The sequence below is a fragment of the Edwardsiella anguillarum ET080813 genome (assembly GCF_000264765.2).
Lineage (GTDB): Bacteria > Pseudomonadota > Gammaproteobacteria > Enterobacterales > Enterobacteriaceae > Edwardsiella > Edwardsiella anguillarum.
Window position 1 is genome coordinate 548735 of sequence record NZ_CP006664.1, and the last position, 20888, is coordinate 569622.

22 protein-coding genes and 1 pseudogene are annotated in these 20888 nt (G+C 60.2%); 11 read left to right on the forward strand and 12 right to left on the reverse strand.

Going from position 1 to position 20888, the window contains the following annotated elements; all coding sequences use genetic code 11:
• Window positions 1-29 precede the first annotated feature (29 nt).
• The 3 genes from ETEE_RS02510 to mltB form a co-directional block, all read right to left on the reverse strand.
• Window positions 30-560 (reverse strand): rhodanese family protein, encoded by a 531-nt coding sequence (locus ETEE_RS02510; protein WP_034165724.1) that lies wholly within the window; start codon window positions 558-560, stop codon window positions 30-32.
• 12 nt (window positions 561-572) lie between these two features.
• Window positions 573-881: an ArsR/SmtB family transcription factor gene (locus tag ETEE_RS02515; RefSeq protein ID WP_034165725.1), complete on the reverse strand. Its 309-nt coding sequence runs from the start codon at window positions 879-881 to the stop codon at window positions 573-575.
• Between the two features lie 160 nt (window positions 882-1041).
• Window positions 1042-2130: a lytic murein transglycosylase B gene (gene mltB, locus ETEE_RS02520; protein WP_034165726.1), complete on the reverse strand. Its 1089-nt coding sequence runs from the start codon at window positions 2128-2130 to the stop codon at window positions 1042-1044.
• Between the two features lie 501 nt (window positions 2131-2631).
• Here mltB and ETEE_RS02525 point away from each other — a divergent pair.
• From ETEE_RS02525 to ETEE_RS22180, 5 genes are all read left to right on the forward strand, one after another.
• The gene (locus ETEE_RS02525; protein WP_034165727.1) at window positions 2632-2823 is read left to right on the forward strand and encodes a hypothetical protein; all 192 of its coding nucleotides are present in this window, start codon (window positions 2632-2634) and stop codon (window positions 2821-2823) included.
• A 408-nt stretch (window positions 2824-3231) separates the two neighbouring features.
• Complete coding sequence (gene cstA, locus ETEE_RS02530) at window positions 3232-5343, forward strand: pyruvate/proton symporter CstA (protein WP_034165728.1); 2112 nt, start codon at window positions 3232-3234, stop codon at window positions 5341-5343.
• Window positions 5344-5399: 56 nt separating this feature from the next.
• Window positions 5400-5597 carry a YbdD/YjiX family protein gene (locus ETEE_RS02535; protein WP_015462047.1) on the forward strand — a complete coding sequence of 66 codons (198 nt, stop codon included), beginning with the start codon at window positions 5400-5402 and terminating at the stop codon, window positions 5595-5597.
• A gap of 64 nt (window positions 5598-5661) precedes the next feature.
• Entirely contained in the window at window positions 5662-6051 is a 390-nt protein-coding gene (locus tag ETEE_RS21770) for a GTP-binding protein (RefSeq protein ID WP_265102054.1), read from the forward strand.
• Window positions 5994-6755, forward strand: a complete 762-nt coding sequence (locus ETEE_RS22180; protein WP_265102055.1) for a CobW family GTP-binding protein — start codon at window positions 5994-5996, stop codon at window positions 6753-6755. The genes ETEE_RS21770 and ETEE_RS22180 overlap by 58 nt, the downstream gene beginning before the upstream one ends.
• Before the next feature lie 168 nt (window positions 6756-6923).
• On the opposite strand, the gene ETEE_RS02545 is transcribed toward ETEE_RS22180, so the two are convergent.
• Window positions 6924-7163 (reverse strand): hypothetical protein, encoded by a 240-nt coding sequence (locus ETEE_RS02545; protein WP_034165730.1) that lies wholly within the window; start codon window positions 7161-7163, stop codon window positions 6924-6926.
• 661 nt (window positions 7164-7824) lie between these two features.
• Here ETEE_RS02545 and ETEE_RS02550 point away from each other — a divergent pair.
• From ETEE_RS02550 to ETEE_RS02560, 3 genes are all read left to right on the forward strand, one after another.
• Entirely contained in the window at window positions 7825-8034 is a 210-nt protein-coding gene (locus tag ETEE_RS02550) for a hypothetical protein (RefSeq protein WP_015462049.1), read from the forward strand.
• Between the two features lie 200 nt (window positions 8035-8234).
• The gene (leuE, locus tag ETEE_RS02555) at window positions 8235-8873 is read left to right on the forward strand and encodes a leucine efflux protein LeuE (protein ID WP_034165731.1); all 639 of its coding nucleotides are present in this window, start codon (window positions 8235-8237) and stop codon (window positions 8871-8873) included.
• A 212-nt stretch (window positions 8874-9085) separates the two neighbouring features.
• Complete coding sequence (locus tag ETEE_RS02560) at window positions 9086-9454, forward strand: helix-turn-helix domain-containing protein (protein WP_034165732.1); 369 nt, start codon at window positions 9086-9088, stop codon at window positions 9452-9454.
• Window positions 9455-9501: 47 nt separating this feature from the next.
• Here the strand turns inward: ETEE_RS02560 and eco are convergent, their stop codons facing one another.
• A complete protein-coding gene (gene eco, locus ETEE_RS02565; RefSeq protein ID WP_034165733.1) occupies window positions 9502-10005 on the reverse strand; it encodes a serine protease inhibitor ecotin in 504 nt (167 codons plus the stop codon).
• 162 nt (window positions 10006-10167) lie between these two features.
• Window positions 10168-11763, reverse strand: coding sequence for an ABC-F family ATPase (locus tag ETEE_RS02570; RefSeq protein ID WP_034165734.1), 1596 nt, complete (start codon window positions 11761-11763; stop codon window positions 10168-10170).
• 748 nt (window positions 11764-12511) lie between these two features.
• On the opposite strand from ETEE_RS02570, the gene ETEE_RS02575 reads away from it, so the two are divergent.
• From ETEE_RS02575 to yajD, 3 genes are all read left to right on the forward strand, one after another.
• Window positions 12512-13414 carry a LysR family transcriptional regulator gene (locus ETEE_RS02575; RefSeq protein WP_034165735.1) on the forward strand — a complete coding sequence of 301 codons (903 nt, stop codon included), beginning with the start codon at window positions 12512-12514 and terminating at the stop codon, window positions 13412-13414.
• A gap of 209 nt (window positions 13415-13623) precedes the next feature.
• A complete protein-coding gene (locus ETEE_RS02580; RefSeq protein WP_034165737.1) occupies window positions 13624-15291 on the forward strand; it encodes a methyl-accepting chemotaxis protein in 1668 nt (555 codons plus the stop codon).
• A gap of 180 nt (window positions 15292-15471) precedes the next feature.
• Window positions 15472-15819, forward strand: coding sequence for an HNH nuclease YajD (gene yajD / locus ETEE_RS02585; RefSeq protein ID WP_012849349.1), 348 nt, complete (start codon window positions 15472-15474; stop codon window positions 15817-15819).
• Window positions 15820-15869: 50 nt separating this feature from the next.
• On the opposite strand, the gene ETEE_RS19700 is transcribed toward yajD, so the two are convergent.
• From ETEE_RS19700 to ETEE_RS21780, 6 genes and pseudogenes are all read right to left on the reverse strand, one after another.
• Complete coding sequence (locus ETEE_RS19700; RefSeq protein WP_225865204.1) at window positions 15870-15953, reverse strand: oligogalacturonate-specific porin KdgM family protein; 84 nt, start codon at window positions 15951-15953, stop codon at window positions 15870-15872.
• Window positions 15954-16009: 56 nt separating this feature from the next.
• A pseudogene (locus ETEE_RS02590) lies at window positions 16010-16477 on the reverse strand (integrase core domain-containing protein); the annotation flags it as partial.
• 8 nt (window positions 16478-16485) lie between these two features.
• Window positions 16486-17628, reverse strand: a complete 1143-nt coding sequence (locus tag ETEE_RS02595) for a hypothetical protein (protein ID WP_034165740.1) — start codon at window positions 17626-17628, stop codon at window positions 16486-16488.
• Between the two features lie 51 nt (window positions 17629-17679).
• Window positions 17680-18285 carry a hypothetical protein gene (locus ETEE_RS02600; RefSeq protein WP_038631193.1) on the reverse strand — a complete coding sequence of 202 codons (606 nt, stop codon included), beginning with the start codon at window positions 18283-18285 and terminating at the stop codon, window positions 17680-17682.
• The gene (locus ETEE_RS02605) at window positions 18278-20527 is read right to left on the reverse strand and encodes a TcfC E-set like domain-containing protein (RefSeq protein ID WP_051905072.1); all 2250 of its coding nucleotides are present in this window, start codon (window positions 20525-20527) and stop codon (window positions 18278-18280) included. Before ETEE_RS02605 ends, ETEE_RS02600 begins: the two co-directional genes overlap by 8 nt.
• Window positions 20502-20849 carry a hypothetical protein gene (locus ETEE_RS21780; RefSeq protein WP_227625199.1) on the reverse strand — a complete coding sequence of 116 codons (348 nt, stop codon included), beginning with the start codon at window positions 20847-20849 and terminating at the stop codon, window positions 20502-20504. Before ETEE_RS21780 ends, ETEE_RS02605 begins: the two co-directional genes overlap by 26 nt.
• Window positions 20850-20888: the final 39 nt, after the last annotated feature.

Genomic DNA, 20888 nt, shown 5'->3' on the forward strand with positions numbered 1-20888 from the left:
CGGATAACCCGGGCGGTGTGCTGTTATCGCTACGGGTTCATCCGGCGGTTCCACGGCATCTTCATCAGGAGACGCGCCATACCGCAAAAGCCGCTGATCCCGGCAAACAGCAGACCGGCGCCGACAAAAGCGGAGAGCAGGAAAAAGCCCGCCGATACGCCATACCCCAGAATCACCCCCAATAACACCAATGAACCGGCGGCGATCTGCACCTGACGCATCAGCGGTAGCGGTTGACGCCGATCCTCCACCGTCGGCAGACCGGCCTGCTTCCAGGCCGCCAGCCCCCCCTGCATCACATAGGCCTGACCCGGCGCAACGCGGGAGGCCAGCAGCGCCGCGTTGCTATCCGAGCGCATCCCGGACTGACACATAAAAATCACCGCCCCCGACGGCGGCGGCGTCAGCGGCATCCCCTGCTGCCAGGCGGAGAGCGGCGCCAGCGTCGCCTCGGCAACGTGTTCACGCGCATACTCCTGCGCATCGCGGATATCGATCAGCCGGGCGCCCTGCGCCAGCATCTCGCTGGCCTGACGCGGTGTAAGGGTATTCACCTGCATAGCTGCCTCCCGTTACGGGCAATAGTGGGTTTTGAGCGTGGCGATGATCTGGGCGATCGCCGGGTTGTGGATCCTATATCGCACGTAGGTGCCCTCCCGCTCACTGGCGATCAGCCCTTCGGCGCGCATCCTGGCCAGATGCTGGGAGGTCGCCGAAGGCGTCAGGCCGACGGCGCGGGCCAGTTCGCCGGCCCCGGCGCGCGGCTGCTCCAGCAGAATGCACAGGATCAGCAGACGCTGGGGATGGCCCATGGCCTTCAGCAGCGCCGACGCCCGATCGGCGCTAGCCTGCAGCTGCTGTAGCGGGGGACGTTCATCCATCGGCCTCACCTTTGTTTTAGTAAACTCTTAATTAAGTAAATACTAAAATAAAGACGACGCCGGCGCAAGCGCCGAGGTATCGCCGCGGCGGCAAGCAAACGGGACAGCGAAGAGAGCGTCCCCGCGGCGGGCCCTGGCGCCGCGCGGGGACACGGCGGGATCAGCGTCCCGCGGAGCGGACCACCGACTCGCCCAGCTGCCATACGGCCATGGCGTAGTGGGTGCTGTGGTTATAGCGGGTAATGGTGTAGAAGTTGGACAGGCCGTACCAGTACTGGTAACCGCTGCCGACGTCAAGGCGCAGCAGGCTGACCTGGCGCCCGTCCTCCAGCGCGCCCCGGGGCGATAGTCCGGCCTGCGCCAGCTCGCTCACCGAATAGCGGGTCTTAAAGCCGTTATCCAGCCCCGGCGCCTGGCCGTTGGCCTGCACCGCGACCGCGGCGCCTGGCGTCCAGCCGTGCCCTTTAAAATAGCTGGCCACGCTGCCGATAGCGTCCACCGGGTCCCACAGGTTCACGTGGCCGTCGCCGTTGAAGTCGACCGCATAGGCCTGAAACGCCGAGGGCATAAACTGGCCGTAGCCCATGGCGCCGGCGAACGAGCCGCGCAGCGTCAGCGGATCCTTACCCTCCTCACGCGCCATCAGCAGATAGGTTTGCAGCTCGCTGCGAAAGTAGTCGGCGCGGCGCGGGTAGGCGAAGGCCAGCGTGGCCAGCGCATCGATGATGCGCGTCTTGCCCATCACCCGTCCCCAGCGGGTCTCAACCCCGATGATACCGACGATGATCTCCGGCGGCACCCCGTAGATCTGCTGCGCCCGCAGCAGCTCGGCATAGTACTGGTTATAAAACTGCACGCCGTTCTGGATATTGTCCGGCGTAATAAACTTGTCGCGATAGCGCAGCCAGGCACCGTTTGGCCCGGCGGGCGGGCGGCTGGTCGGCGCCTGCCGATCCATCAGGCGCAGCACATAGTCCAGGCGCTGGGTCTGCGACAGCACCGTCTCCAGCTGGCGGCGCTCGAATCCATGCTCACGCACCATCGTATCGATAAACTGGGCGGCGGCGGGGCTATGGACAAAGTCGCCGGTCGGCTGATACTGCGCGTGCTCGGGCGCCAGCGTAAAACCCCCCGACTGGCTACGGCTCAGCGCCTGCTCCGCCGTCTCCGGCGCCGCGGTTTTCGGTTTATGGCTGCTGCAGGCGCTCAGCATCGCCACCAGGGGGAGCAGCACGATTAATTGACGCATTGGACTTCCATTTAACGAGGTCAAAAATAGGGTAGCGCTATGGTAGAACATTGCCCGCGGCGAAAACATCCCCGAAAGCGCATCCTGGACGCATCGGCGGCGAGCGGCGCTCGCCCCCGATGCGTTTGCGCAAACTCTATCCATCCGCACCGCGCGGGCGCAACCTTTTTCACATCGGCCTGCGGACAGTAGATGATTTTTTATAAACCGTTAACAATGGCACATTGTTGATCGCCCTCACGCAGAGTAAAATGGCCGGCGCCGATGCGGGAATACCGCGCCCGGCGCACCGTAGGGCGGCTCAAGCCGCTTTCCGGCTGTGAAAATCGTTACACGTCTATGCCCCCTGCGCGTTGCGCAAACGCCGCGGCGTTTCCCGTTCGGGTAGGGGCCGCGTCGGCGCAACCCACGTTTTCATACCGCCCGCGATTATCTCAACGCCGTTAACCGTCGCGCCTGTCCCCTGCGGTCAGCCGCACACCGATCTTCGGATTATAAAAAATGAATCAAGTACAAGACGAAACCTATTGGAAATTCTATAACACCGCCAATGGCCAGTGGCGCTGGTGCCAAGTGGAGTCGACCGGATATATTATCTGCTGCTCTGGCGCCACCTTTCGCCAACGCGCCGACTGTATCCGCGATGCCCAGGCGCACGGCTATGAAAGCCCTCTGGAGCTGAGCCACGCCTGAGTTTACCGTTTCGGAGGCCGATGTCCCTCGGCCTTCGCACCTTGTTCCTTCCCCCTCTTCCTCCCCCTTTCCCCCGCGCTTTTCTGCGCCGGTTGGCATATTGATTACGATCGCATATCCATTAATCAGATAATTCTCGCCGCCAATACGCGCGCGGTCGATAGCCGTATCCGACGAGAGACGCGCCATGGCCCTGTATTTTCTGCGCCTTCTTCCGCGGGTTTATCACGCAATAACGCCTCTCGTTGCATCTTGTACAAGCGCAATCAGTGATCCTTTCTGCAAGATCGACAAAACATTACCAAATGTAACATCGCGAGCGGAGCGCTCCATTATTATTCATAGGCATTGTTGTTTATATGCAAACCCATTTGTCTGTGCATGAAAAATAAAAGCAAAAGGAATGTTATGGATAATCTTGGTAAGTACCTCCTCTGGATCGCGCTGGCGCTCCTCGGCGCCTTCTCGCTCGGCTACATCGCCCTAAACCGCGGCGAGCAGATCAATGCGCTGTGGATCGTCGTGGCGGCGGTGTGCGTCTATCTGATCGCCTACCGCTACTACGGGCTCTATATCGCCAAACGCGTGCTGGGGGTCGATGCCACACGCATGACGCCGGCGGTGCGCCACAACGATGGCCTGGACTATGTCCCGACCGATAAGAAGGTGCTGTTTGGCCACCACTTTGCCGCGATCGCCGGCGCCGGTCCGCTGGTCGGCCCGGTGCTCGCCGCCCAGATGGGCTATCTGCCGGGCATGCTGTGGCTGCTGGCGGGGGTGGTTCTGGCCGGTGCAGTGCAGGACTTTATGGTGCTGTTCGTCTCCACCCGCCGCGACGGCCGCTCGCTGGGAGAGCTGGTGAAAACCGAGATGGGCAACACCGCCGGGGTGATCGCCCTGGTCGCCACCTTCATGATCATGGTGATCATCCTGGCGGTGCTGGCGATGATCGTCGTGAAGGCCCTGACCCACAGCCCGTGGGGGACCTACACCGTCGCCTTCACCATTCCGCTGGCGATCTTCATGGGTATTTATACCCGCTACCTGCGGCCGGGACGCATCGGCGAAGTGTCGATCCTTGGCCTGGTCTGCCTGATCTTTGCCATCATCTCCGGCGGATGGGTCGCCGAAAGCCCGGTCTGGGGCCCCTATTTTGACTTTAGCGGGGTTCAGCTGACCTGGATGCTGGTCGGCTACGGCTTTGTCGCCTCGGTACTGCCGGTATGGCTACTGCTGGCGCCGCGCGACTACCTCTCCACCTTTCTGAAGATCGGCACCATCGTCGGGCTGGCCATCGGCATCCTGATCATGCGCCCGACCCTGCAGATGCCTGCGCTGACCCGCTTTATCGACGGCAGCGGGCCAGTCTGGGCCGGGGATCTGTTCCCCTTCCTGTTTATCACCATCGCCTGCGGGGCGGTCTCCGGTTTCCATGCCCTGATCGCCTCCGGGACCACCCCCAAAATGCTGGCCAATGAGGATCAGGCCTGCTTTATCGGCTACGGCGGCATGCTGATGGAGTCCTTTGTCGCCATCATGGCGCTGGTCGCCGCCTGCGTCATCGATCCGGGGGTCTACTTTGCCATGAACAGCCCGCTGGCGATCCTGGCGCCGGCCGGCAGCGCCGACGTGGTGGCCTCCGCCGCCCAGGTGGTCAGCGGCTGGGGCTTCCACATCACGCCGGATGCCCTGAACGCCATCGCCCACGAGGTGGGCGAACAGAGCATTATCTCCCGCGCCGGCGGCGCGCCGACCCTGGCGGTCGGCATGGCCTATATTCTGCACGGCGCCCTCGGCGGGCTGATGGATGTCTCCTTCTGGTATCACTTCGCCATCCTGTTCGAAGCGCTGTTTATCCTGACCGCCGTCGATGCCGGCACCCGGGCGGCGCGCTTTATGCTGCAGGATCTGCTGGGCGTGATCTCGCCGTCGCTGAAGAGGACCGACTCGCTGCCGGCCAACCTGCTGGCGACCGCGCTGTGCGTGCTGGCCTGGGGCTACTTTCTCCACCAGGGGGTGGTCGACCCCCTCGGCGGGATCAATACCCTGTGGCCGCTGTTCGGCATCGCCAATCAGATGCTGGCGGGCATGGCGCTGATGCTGTGCGCCGTGGTGCTGTTCCGCATGAAGCGCCAGGCCTACGCCTGGGTCGCTCTGCTGCCGACCGCCTGGCTGCTGATCTGCACCATGAGCGCCGGCTGGGAGAAAACCTTCAGCGCCGATCCGCGGGTCGGCTTCCTCGCCATCGCCAACAAGTTCCAGGCGATGATCGACAGCGGCGCCATTCCGGCGCAGTACACCCAGTCGCAGCTGGCGCAGCTGGTCTTTAACAACCGCCTGGACGCCGGGCTGACCCTGTTCTTTATGGTGGTGGTGGTGGTGCTGGGGCTGTTCTCCCTGAAAACGGCGCTGTCCGCGCTGCGTAACCCGCAGCCCAGCGCGCATGAGGTGCCCTACCAGGCGATGACGCCGCCGTCGCACGGGGATAATCGGTTGCCTGAGCATCAGCGTCAGGCGTGAATGTGGCCACGCCGCGTCGCGACAGCGCGCCGGCGCGGCGCAACGGAGGAGGCGCTATGTTCGATACTCTGGCCAAGGCCGGTAAATACCTCGGGCAGGCGGCCAAGCTGATGGTCGGCGTGCCCGATTACGATAACTATGTCCAGCATATGCGGCTGACGCACCCCGAGCAGACGCCGATGAGCTATGAGGACTTTTTCCGCGAGCGCCAGGATGCCCGCTACGGCGGCAAAGGCAGCACCCGCTGCTGCTGAGCGACGGAGCGCCGCGCTATTGATCCGCGGGGCGCCTGCGCGCCCCGCCAACCCGGGAGAGAGCATGCAGAGCCCCGTTTCCGTTACCCTGTTGACCGGCTTCCTCGGCGCCGGCAAAACCACCCTGCTCAACCACTATCTGCGCAGCGGCCCCGATCGGCGTCTGGCCATCGTGGAGAATGAGTTTGGCGCCGTCAACCTCGACGGCGCCCTGCTGGAGGCCGATGCGTCGGTGTCGGTCACCGAGCTCAGCAACGGCTGCCTCTGCTGCAGCGTACGCGGTGAGTTCCGCGCGGCGCTGAGCGATCTGCTGGCCCAGCGCCGCGCCGCGCCGGACGGCTCCAGTTTGAGCATATCATCATCGAAAGCACCGGCCTGGCCGATCCCGCGCCGATCGTGCAGACCTTCTTTGTCGAGCCCGCGCTGCGCGATGCCCTGCGTCTGGACGCGGTGATCGCGCTGGCCGACTGTCAGCACCTGGCGCGCCAGCTGGACGAGCATCCCGTCGCCGCCGCCCAGCTGGGGTTTGCCGATCGCATCCTGCTGACCAAGGCCGATACGGTCGACGACGCACGGCGCGAGGCGGTCATCGCCCGCGTCCGGCGCATCAACTCGCGGGCCGAGCTGTATCAGGTCGAGCACGGCATCTGTCCGGCGGCCCTGTGGCTGGATCTGCACGCCTTCACCCTCAGCGACGATCTCAGCGTCTCCCGCGGGCTGCATATCGTCACGGCGCACGCCGCGGCAACGCCGCGCTTTCAGCCGTTTCGCGCCGTGCCGGCCCCCGCCACCGCGGTCGATGACGCCATTCAGGCGCATCTGCTGGAGGGCGGAGAGCTGGATCTCCAGCGTATCGGCGCCTTTATGGAGCGGTGCGTCGAACGCCACGGCAACGATATGCTGCGCTATAAGGGGGTGCTGGCCATCGCCGATCAGCCCCGTCGTCTGGTGGTGCAGGGTATCCATCGGGTGGTCGGCTTTGACTATGGCTCCCCCTGGCCGCCCGGCGAGCCGCGCCGCTCTCAGCTGGTGATCATTGGCCGCCATCTGCCGATAGCGACGCTGCGGGCCGAGTTTAACGCCGCCCACGGCAATGAATGCGCCGCTCTGACGGTGGCGATGTCCGCGGATGCAGAGGCTCAGGACGATGCTCGGTAGTCAGGCGCACGCGACGCGATCGCGCAGGAGGAGATACGACGCAGGGATATAAATATATTGAATGAAATAATGCCGCCTATGTCATTAGGCTCGCTGGCATAGGCGGCATGGGAAACGTCCGAAGACTGTGCGGGAGGTTAAATCAACCTTTACCTGTTTAATAAACCGTTACTCCTTGATGGCACGCTCCACCATCCACGCCAGTGCATAAGAAATCATCAGCAGAGGAATATTAATAAATACATGATACCAGCTATCCATTTCTCCCCAGGCCATTGAACGCACCAGGCTCATTCCGAAGAAAAACACCACTGTAAACAATAAAGTATAATCACCATGCCCACGATAAGCCGGCATGAGAGCCCAACGCATCGAACCACGAAAACCAGAATAAATTGCCGTTAACATAATATTTCTCCTTGGATTAAACAGAACCTATACCTTTTGGTTCTAAGACGCCCCATTAATCTCACGATAAAATCTGGCGTTCAAGTCAAAACCCAGAAATTAACGCTGACAATAGAATTTGTCGTAATCGGCTTATAGTTATAAGTTTTGCTAATTATGGAATTTTATGCAGATATGCTGTGCAAATATTCCACGAAGCCACCGGTTTAATCCGGCTTTCAACGCCCGGCGTCGCATAGATGTGGTGAAAACTTGCGTAAATAAGCATATCCACAGATGTACGCCGGTGCTTACGCCGACCGCCAAAGAAATACCGGCGACGCTGGCTGGTTGCAACGCATTTCACAAATCTATATGTTCGCTAAAGTAATAATGATTGCACTAAATAGTGTCCCGCGAAGCGGCGGAACACCGCCTCCCGTCAGCGCGGGCTGCACGCCGCGCTAGGCAGGGGCACGTCGGGTCGGAGTCGGTAACAATATGGGAAAAAACAATAAATTATCTCTACCTCCCCATAGGCACCCCGCGGGTATCGCGGCGGTGCACGGCCGCGCCGGCACTCGTTTTTTTAACGCACGGGACTTTTCTGCGTTTCGGACCGGGGAGCACCCGCCATCCGTGGCGATGTCGCCTCCCGCCGACGATTCATTCGAGGCTACACATGCAACAGTTTCTCTGCCGTTATGATCGTATTCTCACCCTGAGAGAGGAAAACACCGGGAAAACCACCGCCAGCAAAGAGCAAGGCGCCTTTGTCATCAGCGCGGAATCGCGCCCCAAGGCGATGATGAAGGCCAACGCCCGCCTGGCGGCAATGATCGATCTGCACAGCACCTACCATTTGACCAGCGTCGACTGCTGTACCGCCTAGCGCCCTCGCCCGGGCGTCGCGGAGAAAACCCGCCCCGTCAGGCCGTGCGCAGCCCGGCCTGACGGTGAGGCTGCGCCGGAAACAAGGTCGCCGCGCGACCGGCATCTTGCCCCTGCCATTCGGCGCATAAAGTGTGTAGAATAATCGAACATTATTAAGGCAATAGTCCCGCATAACTCACTAACTAAAACGAGGTTGATGTGTTAGAAAGCTTTGGCGTACTCAATATCTGGACATATGTCCTGGGTGCGATATTCATCATTCTGGTCCCCGGCCCCAATACGCTGTTCGTCCTCAAGACCGGGATCACCGGCGGTATCCGCGAGGGGTATAAGGCCGCCAGCGCAGTGCTGATCGGTGATGGTGTCCTGATCTTCCTGGCCTATTTAGGGATCGCGTCGCTGATCCGCTCCTCCCCGTTTCTGTTTAATCTGATCAAAATGCTCGGGGCGCTCTACCTGCTCTATCTGGGGATCAAAATCCTCTACTCCACCCTGCGCCACACCCCGCGTCAGACCAGCGAGGAGCGCATCGAGGTCATCCATACCTTCCGTAAGGCGCTGACGCTCAGCCTGACCAACCCTAAGTCGATCCTGTTCTATGTCTCCTTCTTCGTGCAGTTTATCGACCTGAACTACGCCCACACCGGGCTCTCGTTTTTGATCCTGGCGAGCATCCTGGAGTGCATCAGCATCTGCTACATGACATTTCTGATCTTCTCCGGCGCCGCGCTGGCCCACTTTCTGGGACAGAAACAGCGTCTGGCCCGCCTAGGGAACTCCATGGTCGGTCTGATGTTCCTCGGCTTCGCCAGCAAGCTGGCCAGCGCCACCGCCTAATCACACCGTCGAACCACCGCCCGGCGAAGACCCGATCTTCGCCGGCGTCCGCCACATTCTCTCCCCATTGCCGTCATTATTACGCCTGGAAACATCTGGCTGGCATTTCTTTACAAAACAACAAGAAGCCTTAGTTTTTGTATAAGTCTCTCTATTTTTGTTCCGCTACTATGGAGGCAGGCACACACAACGCCAGCGATGAGGGACACCCAATGACAACCCAGGGACAACACCAGCTGTTGATCGACGCATTAATTCAGTGGATAGAACAGAATCTGGACAGGCGCATTCTGATCGACGATATCGCCGAGCGGGCGGGTTATTCCAAATGGTATCTGCAGCGCCTGTTTAAAGAGGTCACTGGCTACAGCCTGGCCGCCTATGTGCGCAAACGCCGCCTGATCCGGGCGGCGGCGGAGCTGCAGCGCAGCAATAAGAAGATTATGGAGATCACGCTGCTGTACGGCTTTGACAGCCAGCAGACCTTCAGCCGGGCCTTTAAGCGCCGCTACGGCACCTCGCCCGGCAGCTATCGCCAGCAGACGGGCGGCGAGCACCGCGTGGCGCTATCGCTCGCCTGACAGCGTGAGCCCCATCGCGGCGGGCGCCATCGGCCCGCCACCGCGCGTTATTTGATCTGCGCGTCCATCATCGCCGGCTGGGCCTGCCAGATACGGTACTTCACCTGCACCCCCTGCGGCACATAGACCACCAGCGGCAGCTTACTGTTGTAGCGCTGCAGCGCGCTGTCGCCTAAGTGAACCGTCACAAACGCCGGATGACGCTGACCGTCCGGGCAGGCCATCAGCGTGCCCATCGGTCCGCTGACCTTCTCCATTACCAGATAATCATATCCCCACCCCTGCAGGGTCTTGCTCTCCAGCTGCCCCATCAGGCGCTGGCGGTTACAGTCGACCGGCAGCGTTTTACCGATCAGCAGCTCAACCCGCAGCGCCTCTTCATCGTCGCGCGGCGGCAGATAGATAACCTGACGCGTCATGCCCTGCTCGGCCTGAGGATAGGGCGCCACCTTATCCAGCGGCTGACGGCTGAGATCCGCCGAGCCGGCCCAGGCGCTCACGGAAGAAGCGGCTAGCATCATGCCCGCCATCATCATAGAGAATGTCTTCATCATCAAATCCTTATTTATCCTGTGCGCTATGCGCCAAACGGGTAACAGCCTAGCACAGCGGCCTGCACGCCCCCCATAGGCGTATTCCGACAAACCGGGGCGCTCTGCGGCGGCTCTGCGTGCGAGCGCCGCGAAAAAAAACGGCCCCGCAGGGCCGTCCGTTTACTCATCGACGCCTTTACTGCGCAGATACTCTTCGTAGCCGCCGCCAAAGTCCACCACCTTCTGCGGGGTGATCTCCACGATACGGGTCGCCAGCGAACTGACAAACTCGCGGTCGTGGGAGACGAAGATCAGCGTTCCCTGATACAGCTCCAGCGCGATGTTCAGCGCCTCGATCGACTCCATATCCATATGGTTGGTCGGCTCATCCATCACCAGTACGTTGGGACGACGCATCATCAGCTTGCCGAACAGCAGACGCCCCTTCTCACCGCCGGAGAGCACCTTAACCGACTTTTTGATGTCCTCCTGGCTAAACAGCAGACGACCGAGGAACCCGCGCACGGCCTGCTCGTCATCGCCCTCCTGGCGCCACTGGCTCATCCAGTCGAACAGGGTCATATCCTGTTCAAACTCATACTCGTGATCCTGCGCGTAGTAGCCTATCTGGGCGTTTTCTGCCCACTTGACGCCGCCGGCGTCCGGCGTCAGATCGCCGACCAGGGTTTTCAGCAGGGTGGATTTACCGACGCCGTTGGTGCCCAGCACCGCCAGCTTCTCGCCGGCCTCCAGCAGCAGCTTCACCCCGCTGAACAGCGGGCCGTTATCGAAGCCTTTGCTCAGATCCGTCAGCTCCAGCGCGTTGCGGAACAGTTTTTTCTCCTGCTCGAAACGAATAAACGGGTTCTGACGGCTGGAGGCCTTCACATCGTCCAGCTTGATCTTATCGATCTGACGGGCGCGCGAGGTGGCCTGACGCGACTTAGAGGCGTTGGCGCTAAAGCGGCTGACAAACGACTGCAGCTCCGCGATCTGCGCCTTTTTCTTGGCGTTGTCCGCCAGCAGGCGCTCGCGGGCCTGGGTGGCCGCCGTCATATAGTCATCATAGTTACCCGGGTAAATGCGCAGCTCGCCGTAGTCCAGATCGGCCATATGGGTACACACCATATTCAGGAAATGGCGGTCATGGGAGATGATGATCATGGTACTGTTGCGCTCGTTCAGCACCGTCTCCAGCCAGCGGATAGTATCGATATCCAGGTTGTTGGTCGGTTCGTCGAGCAGCAGGATATCCGGATCGGAAAACAGCGCCTGTGCCAGCAGCACGCGCAGCTTCCAGCCCGGCGCCACTTCGCTCATGGTGCCATAGTGCTGTTCGACCGGGATGCCGACGCCCAGCAGCAGTTCACCGGCGCGGGCCTCGGCGCTGTAGCCGTCCATTTCACCGTAGGCGACCTCCAGATCGGCGACGCGGTATCCCTCCTCCTCGCTCATCTCCGCCAGCGCGTAGATGCGATCGCGCTCCTCTTTCACCGCCCACAGCTCCTGGTGCCCCATGATGACCGTATCGATCACGCTGTATTTTTCAAAGGCGAACTGATCCTGACGCAGCTTACCCAGACGCTCATTCGGATCCAGCGCGACGTTCCCGGCCGTCGGCTGCAGATCGCCGCCGAGGATCTTCATCAGCGTAGACTTACCGCAGCCGTTGGCGCCGATCAGACCGTAGCGGTTTCCGCCGCCAAATTTGACAGAAATATTCTCAAACAGCGGCTTACTGCCAAACTGCATGGTGATGTTGTTACTTATCAGCACAGCGCAATCTCAATAGGTTAACGTGATTTTGTTCACATTATGCCACAAACGCAGCACAAATGTCGTCCACTGTGCGGCGCAGTGGCGCGCGTCCCGGCGGCGTCCACGACCTATTTAGCGTGCTAGGGGGTTCCGTCGCGGGTCATGGACGGCGCCGGCGGTCATTTTAGCCCGGGGCAAGGCGCGAGCGGCGAGGTGCGGCGGGCCCAAGTGCGCCCTGAGTAACGCCGCACGGGGCCAACACGGCCCGGCCCTGCGGGACGCGCGCCAGAGGCCGCGACGCTGCGCACGGCCTCGTTCCCCCACCAATAAGCGAGCGGACAAAATAGAAAGGATTATTCTCTGCAACGGCGCCAATAGCGTCGCACTCAATTAATAATTAGCATATATTTACTGGGCAGTTCATTAATACTTTCTATTTAGAATAAAAACAAAATAAAATTTATTACACTGACGGCAAAATATTAATCACTCCGCGCAAATAGTAACCCGCGGGCTTTATATTTAATCACCACATCAAAATAAATATACAGATATATCTGCATAGCTATTCAAAGGGATATATGATAATTAATTTGCGTTATGGCAAGATGAAACTCTTTCTTTTATCTATAGTTTCAAATAGAAAAATAAATCGGCGTTTATCCGTATTCACGTTCCGTATTTTGCTGACGGGCACAGCGCCTTTCATGCATGACGAAAGGCGCTGCGCCCACCGGCGCGCGACGCGCCCCGGACGGAGCGGCCTATGCGTATAAATCTGGAGGTGCTGCTGATCCTCGATGCGCTGGATCGACACGGCAGCTTCGCGGCGGCCGCCCAGTCGCTGTATAAAACCCCCGCCGCCCTGAGTTACATGGTACAAAAGCTGGAAAGCAACCTGAATCTACAGCTGCTCGACCGCAGCGGCCACCGCGCGCGCTTTACCCACGCCGGGCGCATCATTCTGGAGAAGGGACGCCGCCTGCTGAACGAGGCGCAGGAGCTGGAGCTCCAGGCGACGCTGCTGGAGTCGGGCTGGGAAATGGAGATGTTCATGGCGCTGGAGGGCTATATCCTGCCGCACACCCTGCACCCGGTTATCGATGCCTTCATTCAGGCGCACCGCCATACCCGCCTGCACCTGATGCCCCATGCGCCGACGCACAGCGGACAAGGCGGCGAGCTAGGCGCCATCGCCGATATCATCATTGGAACGGCCCCCCAGCTGCCGGAAAACGGCGGCTATACCTATCAGAGCCTGGGCTATATCGATACCCTGCTGGCGATGGCGCCCAATCATCCCCTGAACCACGGCGCACACCCGCTGACGCCGGAGCAGCTCGGAGAGCAGCGAACCATCGTGATGGGCGATAGGCCCGCCTCTTGCCCCGCCGCCGCGGGGCAAGAGGTGGGGCCGCACATCGTGGTCTATGACGCGGCATACCAAATCAGCCTATTGCTCAGCGGCGCGGGGATCGGCTACCTGCCGCGACACGCCGCGCGTCCCTACCTGACGCAGCGACGTCTCTGCGCGCCACCCCTGGCGTTTACCCCGCCGCGCGAGGTGGCCTACGTCGGCTGGCGCCACGCCAAGGCCGGCCGCGCCGTACAGTGGTGGCGGGAACGCCTGCTGAGCGGCGACCTGCATCCCGCGCTGTTTGGCGATTAATGGAGTCCGTTTTATCCTACCGCAGTACGGTCAATCCGTAGCGTGCTGCGGTGGGATTGCCACGTTATCCTTACACGCCAGGTTTAATTAATTAGCTAAACCATTAAAGTTTTTACACTATCAACCGACAGTAATAGCACACCTTTTTCCGGCCCCGATATCTCTACGCGCCGGACATCGACTCCATTACTGCTCACGACAGGTTAGATATGTTTGAACGATTAAAAATTTCACGGGGACTGATGGCCGTTCTGGCTCTGTTCTGCGGCCTGCAGATCTTTTCCGGCATCTGGAGCCTGCGCGACGCCTCCAGCACCGACACCCGCCTCGATCAAATCTCCAGCGGCTTCAACCAAATTATGGCGATGGACCGCGCCTACGCCTCTATTACCCAGATCCGTGAAGAGATCATGAAGGATGCCCTGGCGCTGAGCGCCCACAGCGATGAAGGTAACGCCCGCGTCTCCCTCGGCAACCTGCTGCAGAAGCTCGGCAACGTCGATAAAGAGATGGAGAAATTCTACAGCCTCTCCCTCAGCAGCGGCCACGATAACGGCCGTGCCGAAAAAGTGCGCGGCCTGTATGGCAAAGCGCGCGCCGATCTGGTCGCGATGATCGAATGCCTGCAGGGCAACGATATCGCCGGTTTCCAAAGCGTGCTAAAAAACCACTCCAGCAGCGGTTTTATGTCCTCTCTGGATGAGGCCTCCGACTACGTCGCCAACCAGATCATCAACCCGGCCTCCCAGGCGGCGGCGGCCAACTACCGCCAGATGATCCCGCTGACCATCGGCTTTATGATCCTGTTCCTGGCGATGACCGCCCTGGTGCTGTACTGGGTGCGCAACCACATCATCGCCCGTATCCAGCAGGTGATCACCTATCAGGCCGAGATTGCCCACGGCAACCTGGCCATCGATATCCAGGCGCACGGCGATAACGAAGTCAGCCAGCTGATGCAGGGGCTGCGCCATATGCGCGACGAGCTGGCCCACATGGTCGGCGCGGTACGCGCCGGTACCCAAAATATCTTTACCGGCGTGCAGGAGATTGCCGCCGGCAACAACGATCTCTCCAGCCGTACCGAGGAGCAGGCCAGCTCGCTGGAGGAGACCGCCTCCAGCATGGAGCAGATCTCCAGCACGGTAAAAAACAACGCCGACAGCGCCCGCGAAGCCACCGACCTGGTGCAGAAGGCCTCAACCATCGCCGTCAACGGCGGCAAGATCACCCGTCAGATGGTCAGCACGATGACCGAAATCGCCGAAAGCTCTCGTAAAATTGGCGATATTACCGGCGTCATCGACGGCATCGCCTTCCAGACCAACATCCTGGCGCTGAACGCCGCGGTCGAGGCCGCCCGCGCCGGCGAGCAGGGACGCGGCTTCGCCGTCGTCGCCGGCGAAGTGCGCAATCTGGCGCAGCGCAGCGCGCAGGCCGCCAAGGAGATCAAGGGGCTGATCGACACCTCGGTAACCCGGGTCGATCAGGGCAATCAGCTGGTGGAAAACGTCAGCCATGCGATGGAAGATATCGTCACCTCCGTAAACCACATCTCCGACACCATGCAGGAGATCTCCTCGGCCTCCGAAGAACAGAGCCGCGGCATTGCCCAGATAGCTCTGGCGATCAATGAGATGGATAAGGTGACCCAGCAGAACGCCGCCCTGGTGGAGCAATCCGCCGCCGCCGCCGGCGCGCTGGAAGATCAGGCAGACCGCCTGAACCAGACCGTTTCCCAGTTCCGCATCAGCGATCAGGAAGAGAAGGCGCCGGCCAGCGCCAAGCCCACCGCCGCACCGGCGGCGCCGGCGCCGTCGGCCAAAGCGGCCGCGGCCTCCCGCAGCGACGACGACGACAACTGGGATCAGTTCTAACCGCCGACGCGCTCGACAGGGAGCGGCGCCTAGGCGCCGCTCCTCTCGCCTCCTCTCCTCGCCCGGTGGCAAAACCGGCGTCCGCTCGCACAATTAACGCCGCGCAGGCAATCGCCGGATGATCGCAGCGCCGCTTTGCCCTACCATAGTCGCCATCCTTTTTCACGATGAGATCAGCGTATGGCTATCATTCCCAAAAACTATGCCCGGCTGGAAAGCGGCTACCGCGAGCAGGCCCTGAAACTGTTTCCCTGGGTCTGCGGGCGCTGCGCCCGCGAATTTGTCTACTCCAACCTGCGTGAGCTAACGGTGCACCACCTCGATCACGACCATACCAACAACCCCGCCGACGGCAGCAACTGGGAGCTGCTATGCCTCTATTGCCACGATCATGAGCACGAAAAATACACGGAGGCCGACGCGTTTGGCACCCGCGTCGTCGCCGGTGAAGACGCTCAGCAAGAGGTGGGCGTGGCGACCTACAACCCGTTTGCCGACCTGAAAAGCCGCCTGAACGGGAAAAAATAATCCCCGCCGGGGTGACGCCACCGCGTCACCCCGGTGAGCGCGAGCGCGAACTACCAGGTATATTTCAGACCGATACGATAGCGTCCCTGACGCCGATCGCTGTCGCGGCTCTCCTTAATATCGCCAATTTCGATAAAGGGGTGCTAGTTGGTGATCTCCCCCCAATATTAGGAATTAGTACCTGGCTAAATCAGAGATCCGGGCCTTTTTGCAGACTTTGGATGAATTCCTCCGGAATCTGATTATTTAACGATGGATGGGATCTGTTTCGGTGGTATTCCTGTCGCCACTGCTCGACCTTTTCCTGCGCATCGTCCAGAGACAGGAACCAATGAACGTTCAGATACTCATCGCGAAAACTACCGTTAAATGACTCGAACAACGCATTATCCGTCGGTTTTCCAGGCCGTGAAAAGTCCATTGTTATACCGTTTTCATACGCCCAGTGATCCAGTGTTTTAGATATAAATTCACGACCATTGTCTGTCTGAAGCCGTTCGGAGACTCGCTGTCTTAACGCTTTTAAACGCGCCATCACCGCGACAACATCTTCCCCATCTAACCCCTGACCTACATGGATCGCCAGGCACTCACTGCTAAAATTATCAACTACAGTCAATGCCCGGATACGGCGTCCGTTGAACAGATTATCAGCAACCTAGCCGGTTATAATAATGGTACCTCGGCTAATAAAATGAGGTAATCGCGATAGGTGCCGCTCGTCACCCGCTCTCTGGGCTGGTCAAACTGAAAGGTCAGGGTCAAAGGGATCTGATCTGAGGGGTTGTTTAAACCACTCACGATGAAGGTATCATCCACATTTAATACATGTCGCTCGGCTCCCTGATGCAACACCGCCTGATAAGGCAGATCCCGGCCATCAGCATCGTTACGCAATGCATAGTTATTACCCGTAAATATACCAATGCGTACCTGGTCAAATGATCCCTGCAACAGCAGCGGCGTTGAGGCGCGCCCTGTCACCTGCTCCTGAGTATAGGTCGTGTTGAATACCACATTGGTTGAGGGGATGGATATCCCGCTAAAATAGGGCTGCTTGCGTATCGTTACTGCGGTAGCGGTATTTAAACCAAGCCTCTGGCCCGATTGCGGACTATAGACGTACTCAAAGGTTGAGCTGCTGCTGCCGCTATAAACATCAGGTGGCAGCGATTGCCAGGCATCGCTGGCTGTCAGCGTAGGAAGATCCAGCCATACCGTTCTGGCATCGTCATAGGTCACAACAGGGTAGGGATTTACATAGACAAAAGGATAGGTATTCCCGCTGCAGTCCTGAGTAAAATCATAGGTTCCCGGGTCGATAAAATTCCAGATACCATTGATCGGTTCACCATCCCTTAAAGGCCGATCATACTGAATTCCGCCGCTGCATCCCTTATTTTCACTGATCCGATTGTTAAAACTGCCACCTATCACCGAAGGCTGCAGAAAGATAGACTTGCCCAGCTTACCACGCAAGGTTATCGACCTGCCGTAGCGCGCCCCGGTCAGGGTGATGCTGAACAGGCTACCTCTGCGGTAGAAGGCAATATCGGGCGTATTACTCTGATTAGTCCGCGCACCAAAATCATAGACATTAAAACCGGTCAGCTCAGGGTAGCTATCCTGGGCCTGTACGATGCCATTACCCAGGACCTGCAGCCTGCCAGTCGCACCGTAAGCTATCCGGACATCCTGATTAAAGACGACAAGATCCACCCCGATAGCGTGGCTTTTTGCCATCAGCGACAGCGCTACAATGCCATACATCAGATAACGCAGCAGCCTTTCCCCTATTACGCAATACATACTTCCTCCTGACATAACATTCATACCGCCGGCTCAAGGCTGCGATACCTCTCAGAGCGGCACGCTCAGCACCAGGGTGACCTGCCCGCTGCAGACAACCCCCATCCCTCTGGGAACCTGCGAGAGTCCCGGCAGAACCACGCGGAGATAGAAGTCCAGAGTAAAGCGATTTGCCGCGATACCCGCCACATCCCCCGCGCGCTGCCACTCTCCCGGCTCAAAACGGTGCTGGCGGGGCCCCCCGCTCTTCAGATTGGCAACCTGCCGCCCCCCTGTTTCCACGAGGTACTGATATCCCTGGTTGACGGCCGCCAGCGTAAGCACAGGGGCCGGGGGAAGGCTCACACACTGGTACTGGTCGTTCACGATCTCCAACAGCAGCGGCTGGCTGTTCTGTTCGCCTATCGCCCGCAGGGCGATGCCCATATCCTCAAAGCGATGGCCCCACACCTCATACGCCACCTGCTGAAACAGGGGCGTCTGACTTATCACCTGCACCGGCAGCATAAGCGTGCTGCCCATATCGATGTGCGCGCTCAGCTCCAGCCGCTCTTCCAGCACCTGAGCGTTATTGCGCAGCTCAAAGCCCTGCGCCGCGCCGCTCAGCCACAGCCCGAGGCTTAACCCGATCCCCACGCTTACCTGACGTTTATTCACTCTTACACTCCACGATGGGTAGTTGATCCGCCGGCAGCTGCAGCGCCGAAGAGAGCGAGGCGCATGGCCGCCCCTCAGACAGCAGGGTAATCGCCCCGGTGGGGTGCAGCTGCAGCATAAATAGGCCGCTCTGTATCCGCTGTACCCCAACGCAGCCGGCCCCCTCACAGCGCAGTTGATCCACCCCATTGCCCTGCTGCCGGACCCGTATGGCCTGATTGCGCACCGGCAATACCGCGCGCGTGGTATCGACCAAACGCCCGGGCAGCAGATCGATCTGCTGCTGATAACGCGACTGATGGTTGTCAAAGACACGGCTCCCGCCAATCAGCCGCTCATCCAGCTGGTAACGGCTGTAGGCCGGCAGGGCGATGATTTTCCCCCCGCCCTCCGTGTAGTAGCGGGTCATCCCGCTGCTCTGCTCTTTCAGCGCCACCGACACCGCCCCTTTCTCCTCTGCCGGCAGGCGCAGAAAAGCCTGTTGACTCAGCGCATCCGGCCGCTGAAACGATATCCCGTCTGAGGCGATCAGCTGGCTGGACTGCACATCGAGGCTGCCGGCTGCACCCGACTGATCGCTGGCCAGATAGACCTGCGCACGGACATCCGCGTTGCCCCGGTATTGCGCACCGGCCGAGAAGGTGCTCTGCGCGCCGCTGTCGGAGAACTGCTGGCCACCCTGCAGGTTAACCAGCCACGCCTCCGCCAGACTCTGGCTATAGTTCAGGGTGTTCTGGCTGCGCCAGCGACCCGCGTTTTGCTGCGAGTAGTAGCTGCTGGCCTGCAGGCTGCCTATCGGCACCGAGAGCCCCACCGAGGCGCTCCAGAGGTCGTTCCGGGCGTAGTTGAGGCTGGCGGTGAGATTGATATTCCAGGGTAAGCGGCTGAACAGCGACAGCGTATAGTATTGGCTCCGCTGGGACTGCTCGCGGAAAAACTGGTAGCCAAGCTGCAGCGTATGGTCCTGATGCAGGGCTACGCTGTAGTTGGCCAGCAGGTTTTCGCGGTTGGTCGACGTGCCGGGGAGCTGGTCCAGATAGTCCGGGATCAGGCTGGGCTGCAGCACGTCGTCAGGCTCCACCGCGCCCGGCAGGGTGCGGACGAAGGGACGCTCGCGCTGACGGTAGCGCTCACGGGTGTATTGCAGCGAGAGCGGGTAGTAGGTGGCGACCAGATCGCTCTTCTGATACCCCTGGCTGCCCAGGGTCTGCAGCAGCGATAGGGTGAGGCTGCTGCTGCGGATATCAGCCCCCAAGGTGCCCAGAAACTCACGGTCGGCATAGCCGGTCAGCCCAGACAGGCTGACGATATCGCCCAGCGGTACCGTGACGCCCAGCTCGCCCATCCAGGCGTTACCGTAATAGGCATGATCGTCCAGGCGTCCGACGCTGAGGTGGGTGCTGACCCCCTCCAGGGTCGGGCCATCGTTGACCAGCAGCAGGGACTGGTCGGAAAACAGCTCATCATTCAACCCCTTGATGACAACTCGTGCCTGATAGATCCCCGTCGGCAGGCTTTGGTAGGCAAGCTCCCCCATGCCGGCGTTGACGCCGCGGCGCAGCAGCAGTTTATCGTCGCGCCACACCTCCAGCACCCCCGGCAGCGGGGCGTAGTAGGTGTAATGGCGATCGTTCTGGCTCCGCACCTGCATCTCCGCGGAGTTACCGAGCAGGAGGCCGGTCATCTGACTGTTTTTAAACAGGCTGCGCTGCGCCGAGGGGTTAAAGTCGTAGCTGTTGTCGACCGCGCCCAGCTGTGCCTTGAACCACTGGTATTGATAGACATAGTTCAGCGCATTGATGCCATAGTCCCGGTCGGTGACGTAGGCATCGTATTTCAGAAAGCCGCCGGGCAGCCCCCACAGGCCATAGTCGCGGGCATAGAGGCTGTTGCCCTGATTCGCATAGCGGTTGGCAAAGAGGCTGGCATGGTTGACCAGCACCTTTTTTCCCCCATCTCCCTGCAGATATTCAACCTGGCGCGTCTCGCGGGCAAAGTAGGCGGGGGCAAAGAAAAGACGGACCTGACGCGCATAATAGTCGATCACGACGGCCATCCCCTCGCTGCTGAGGACACAGGTCGCCCGGCTGCCCTTACAGCGGCTGTCGTGGGCCACCCCGGCCGCAAACTGTCGGGCCACCTCGTCTGCCTGTTTCTGGCTCAGCCCGGCGCGGGATAAAAACGCCGCCACCGCGGCGCTGTCGTCGATACGCACGCTATCCAGGGCAAGCTCCCCCTTCAAAGCGGGCCTCATCCACCTGGGGGATCACCAGGGTAATCGCCATCGGGCTGGGGGTCAGGATTTTGCCGTAGCGGGAGCGGGCCAGCGGGACCCCGGAAGCCAGCGACATGCCATGCGCCATGGCCAGCGTCGCATTGTTCTGTGCCAGCGTCATATCATTGTGTGCCAGCGTCTGGGTGGCGACAGCGCCCTGCGCCAGCCCACGGTGATTGCTGGCCAGCGTATCTGTCGGAAGGGAGGGCGCCGCCCAGGCAGCGCCTGCGAGCAGACCGGTAACCGGTAATATTTTTATGATGGTAATCTGGAAACTCGTCATGGTCATCTTCATCTTCAAGCCGGGTGACACCCTGTCAGGCGCGTT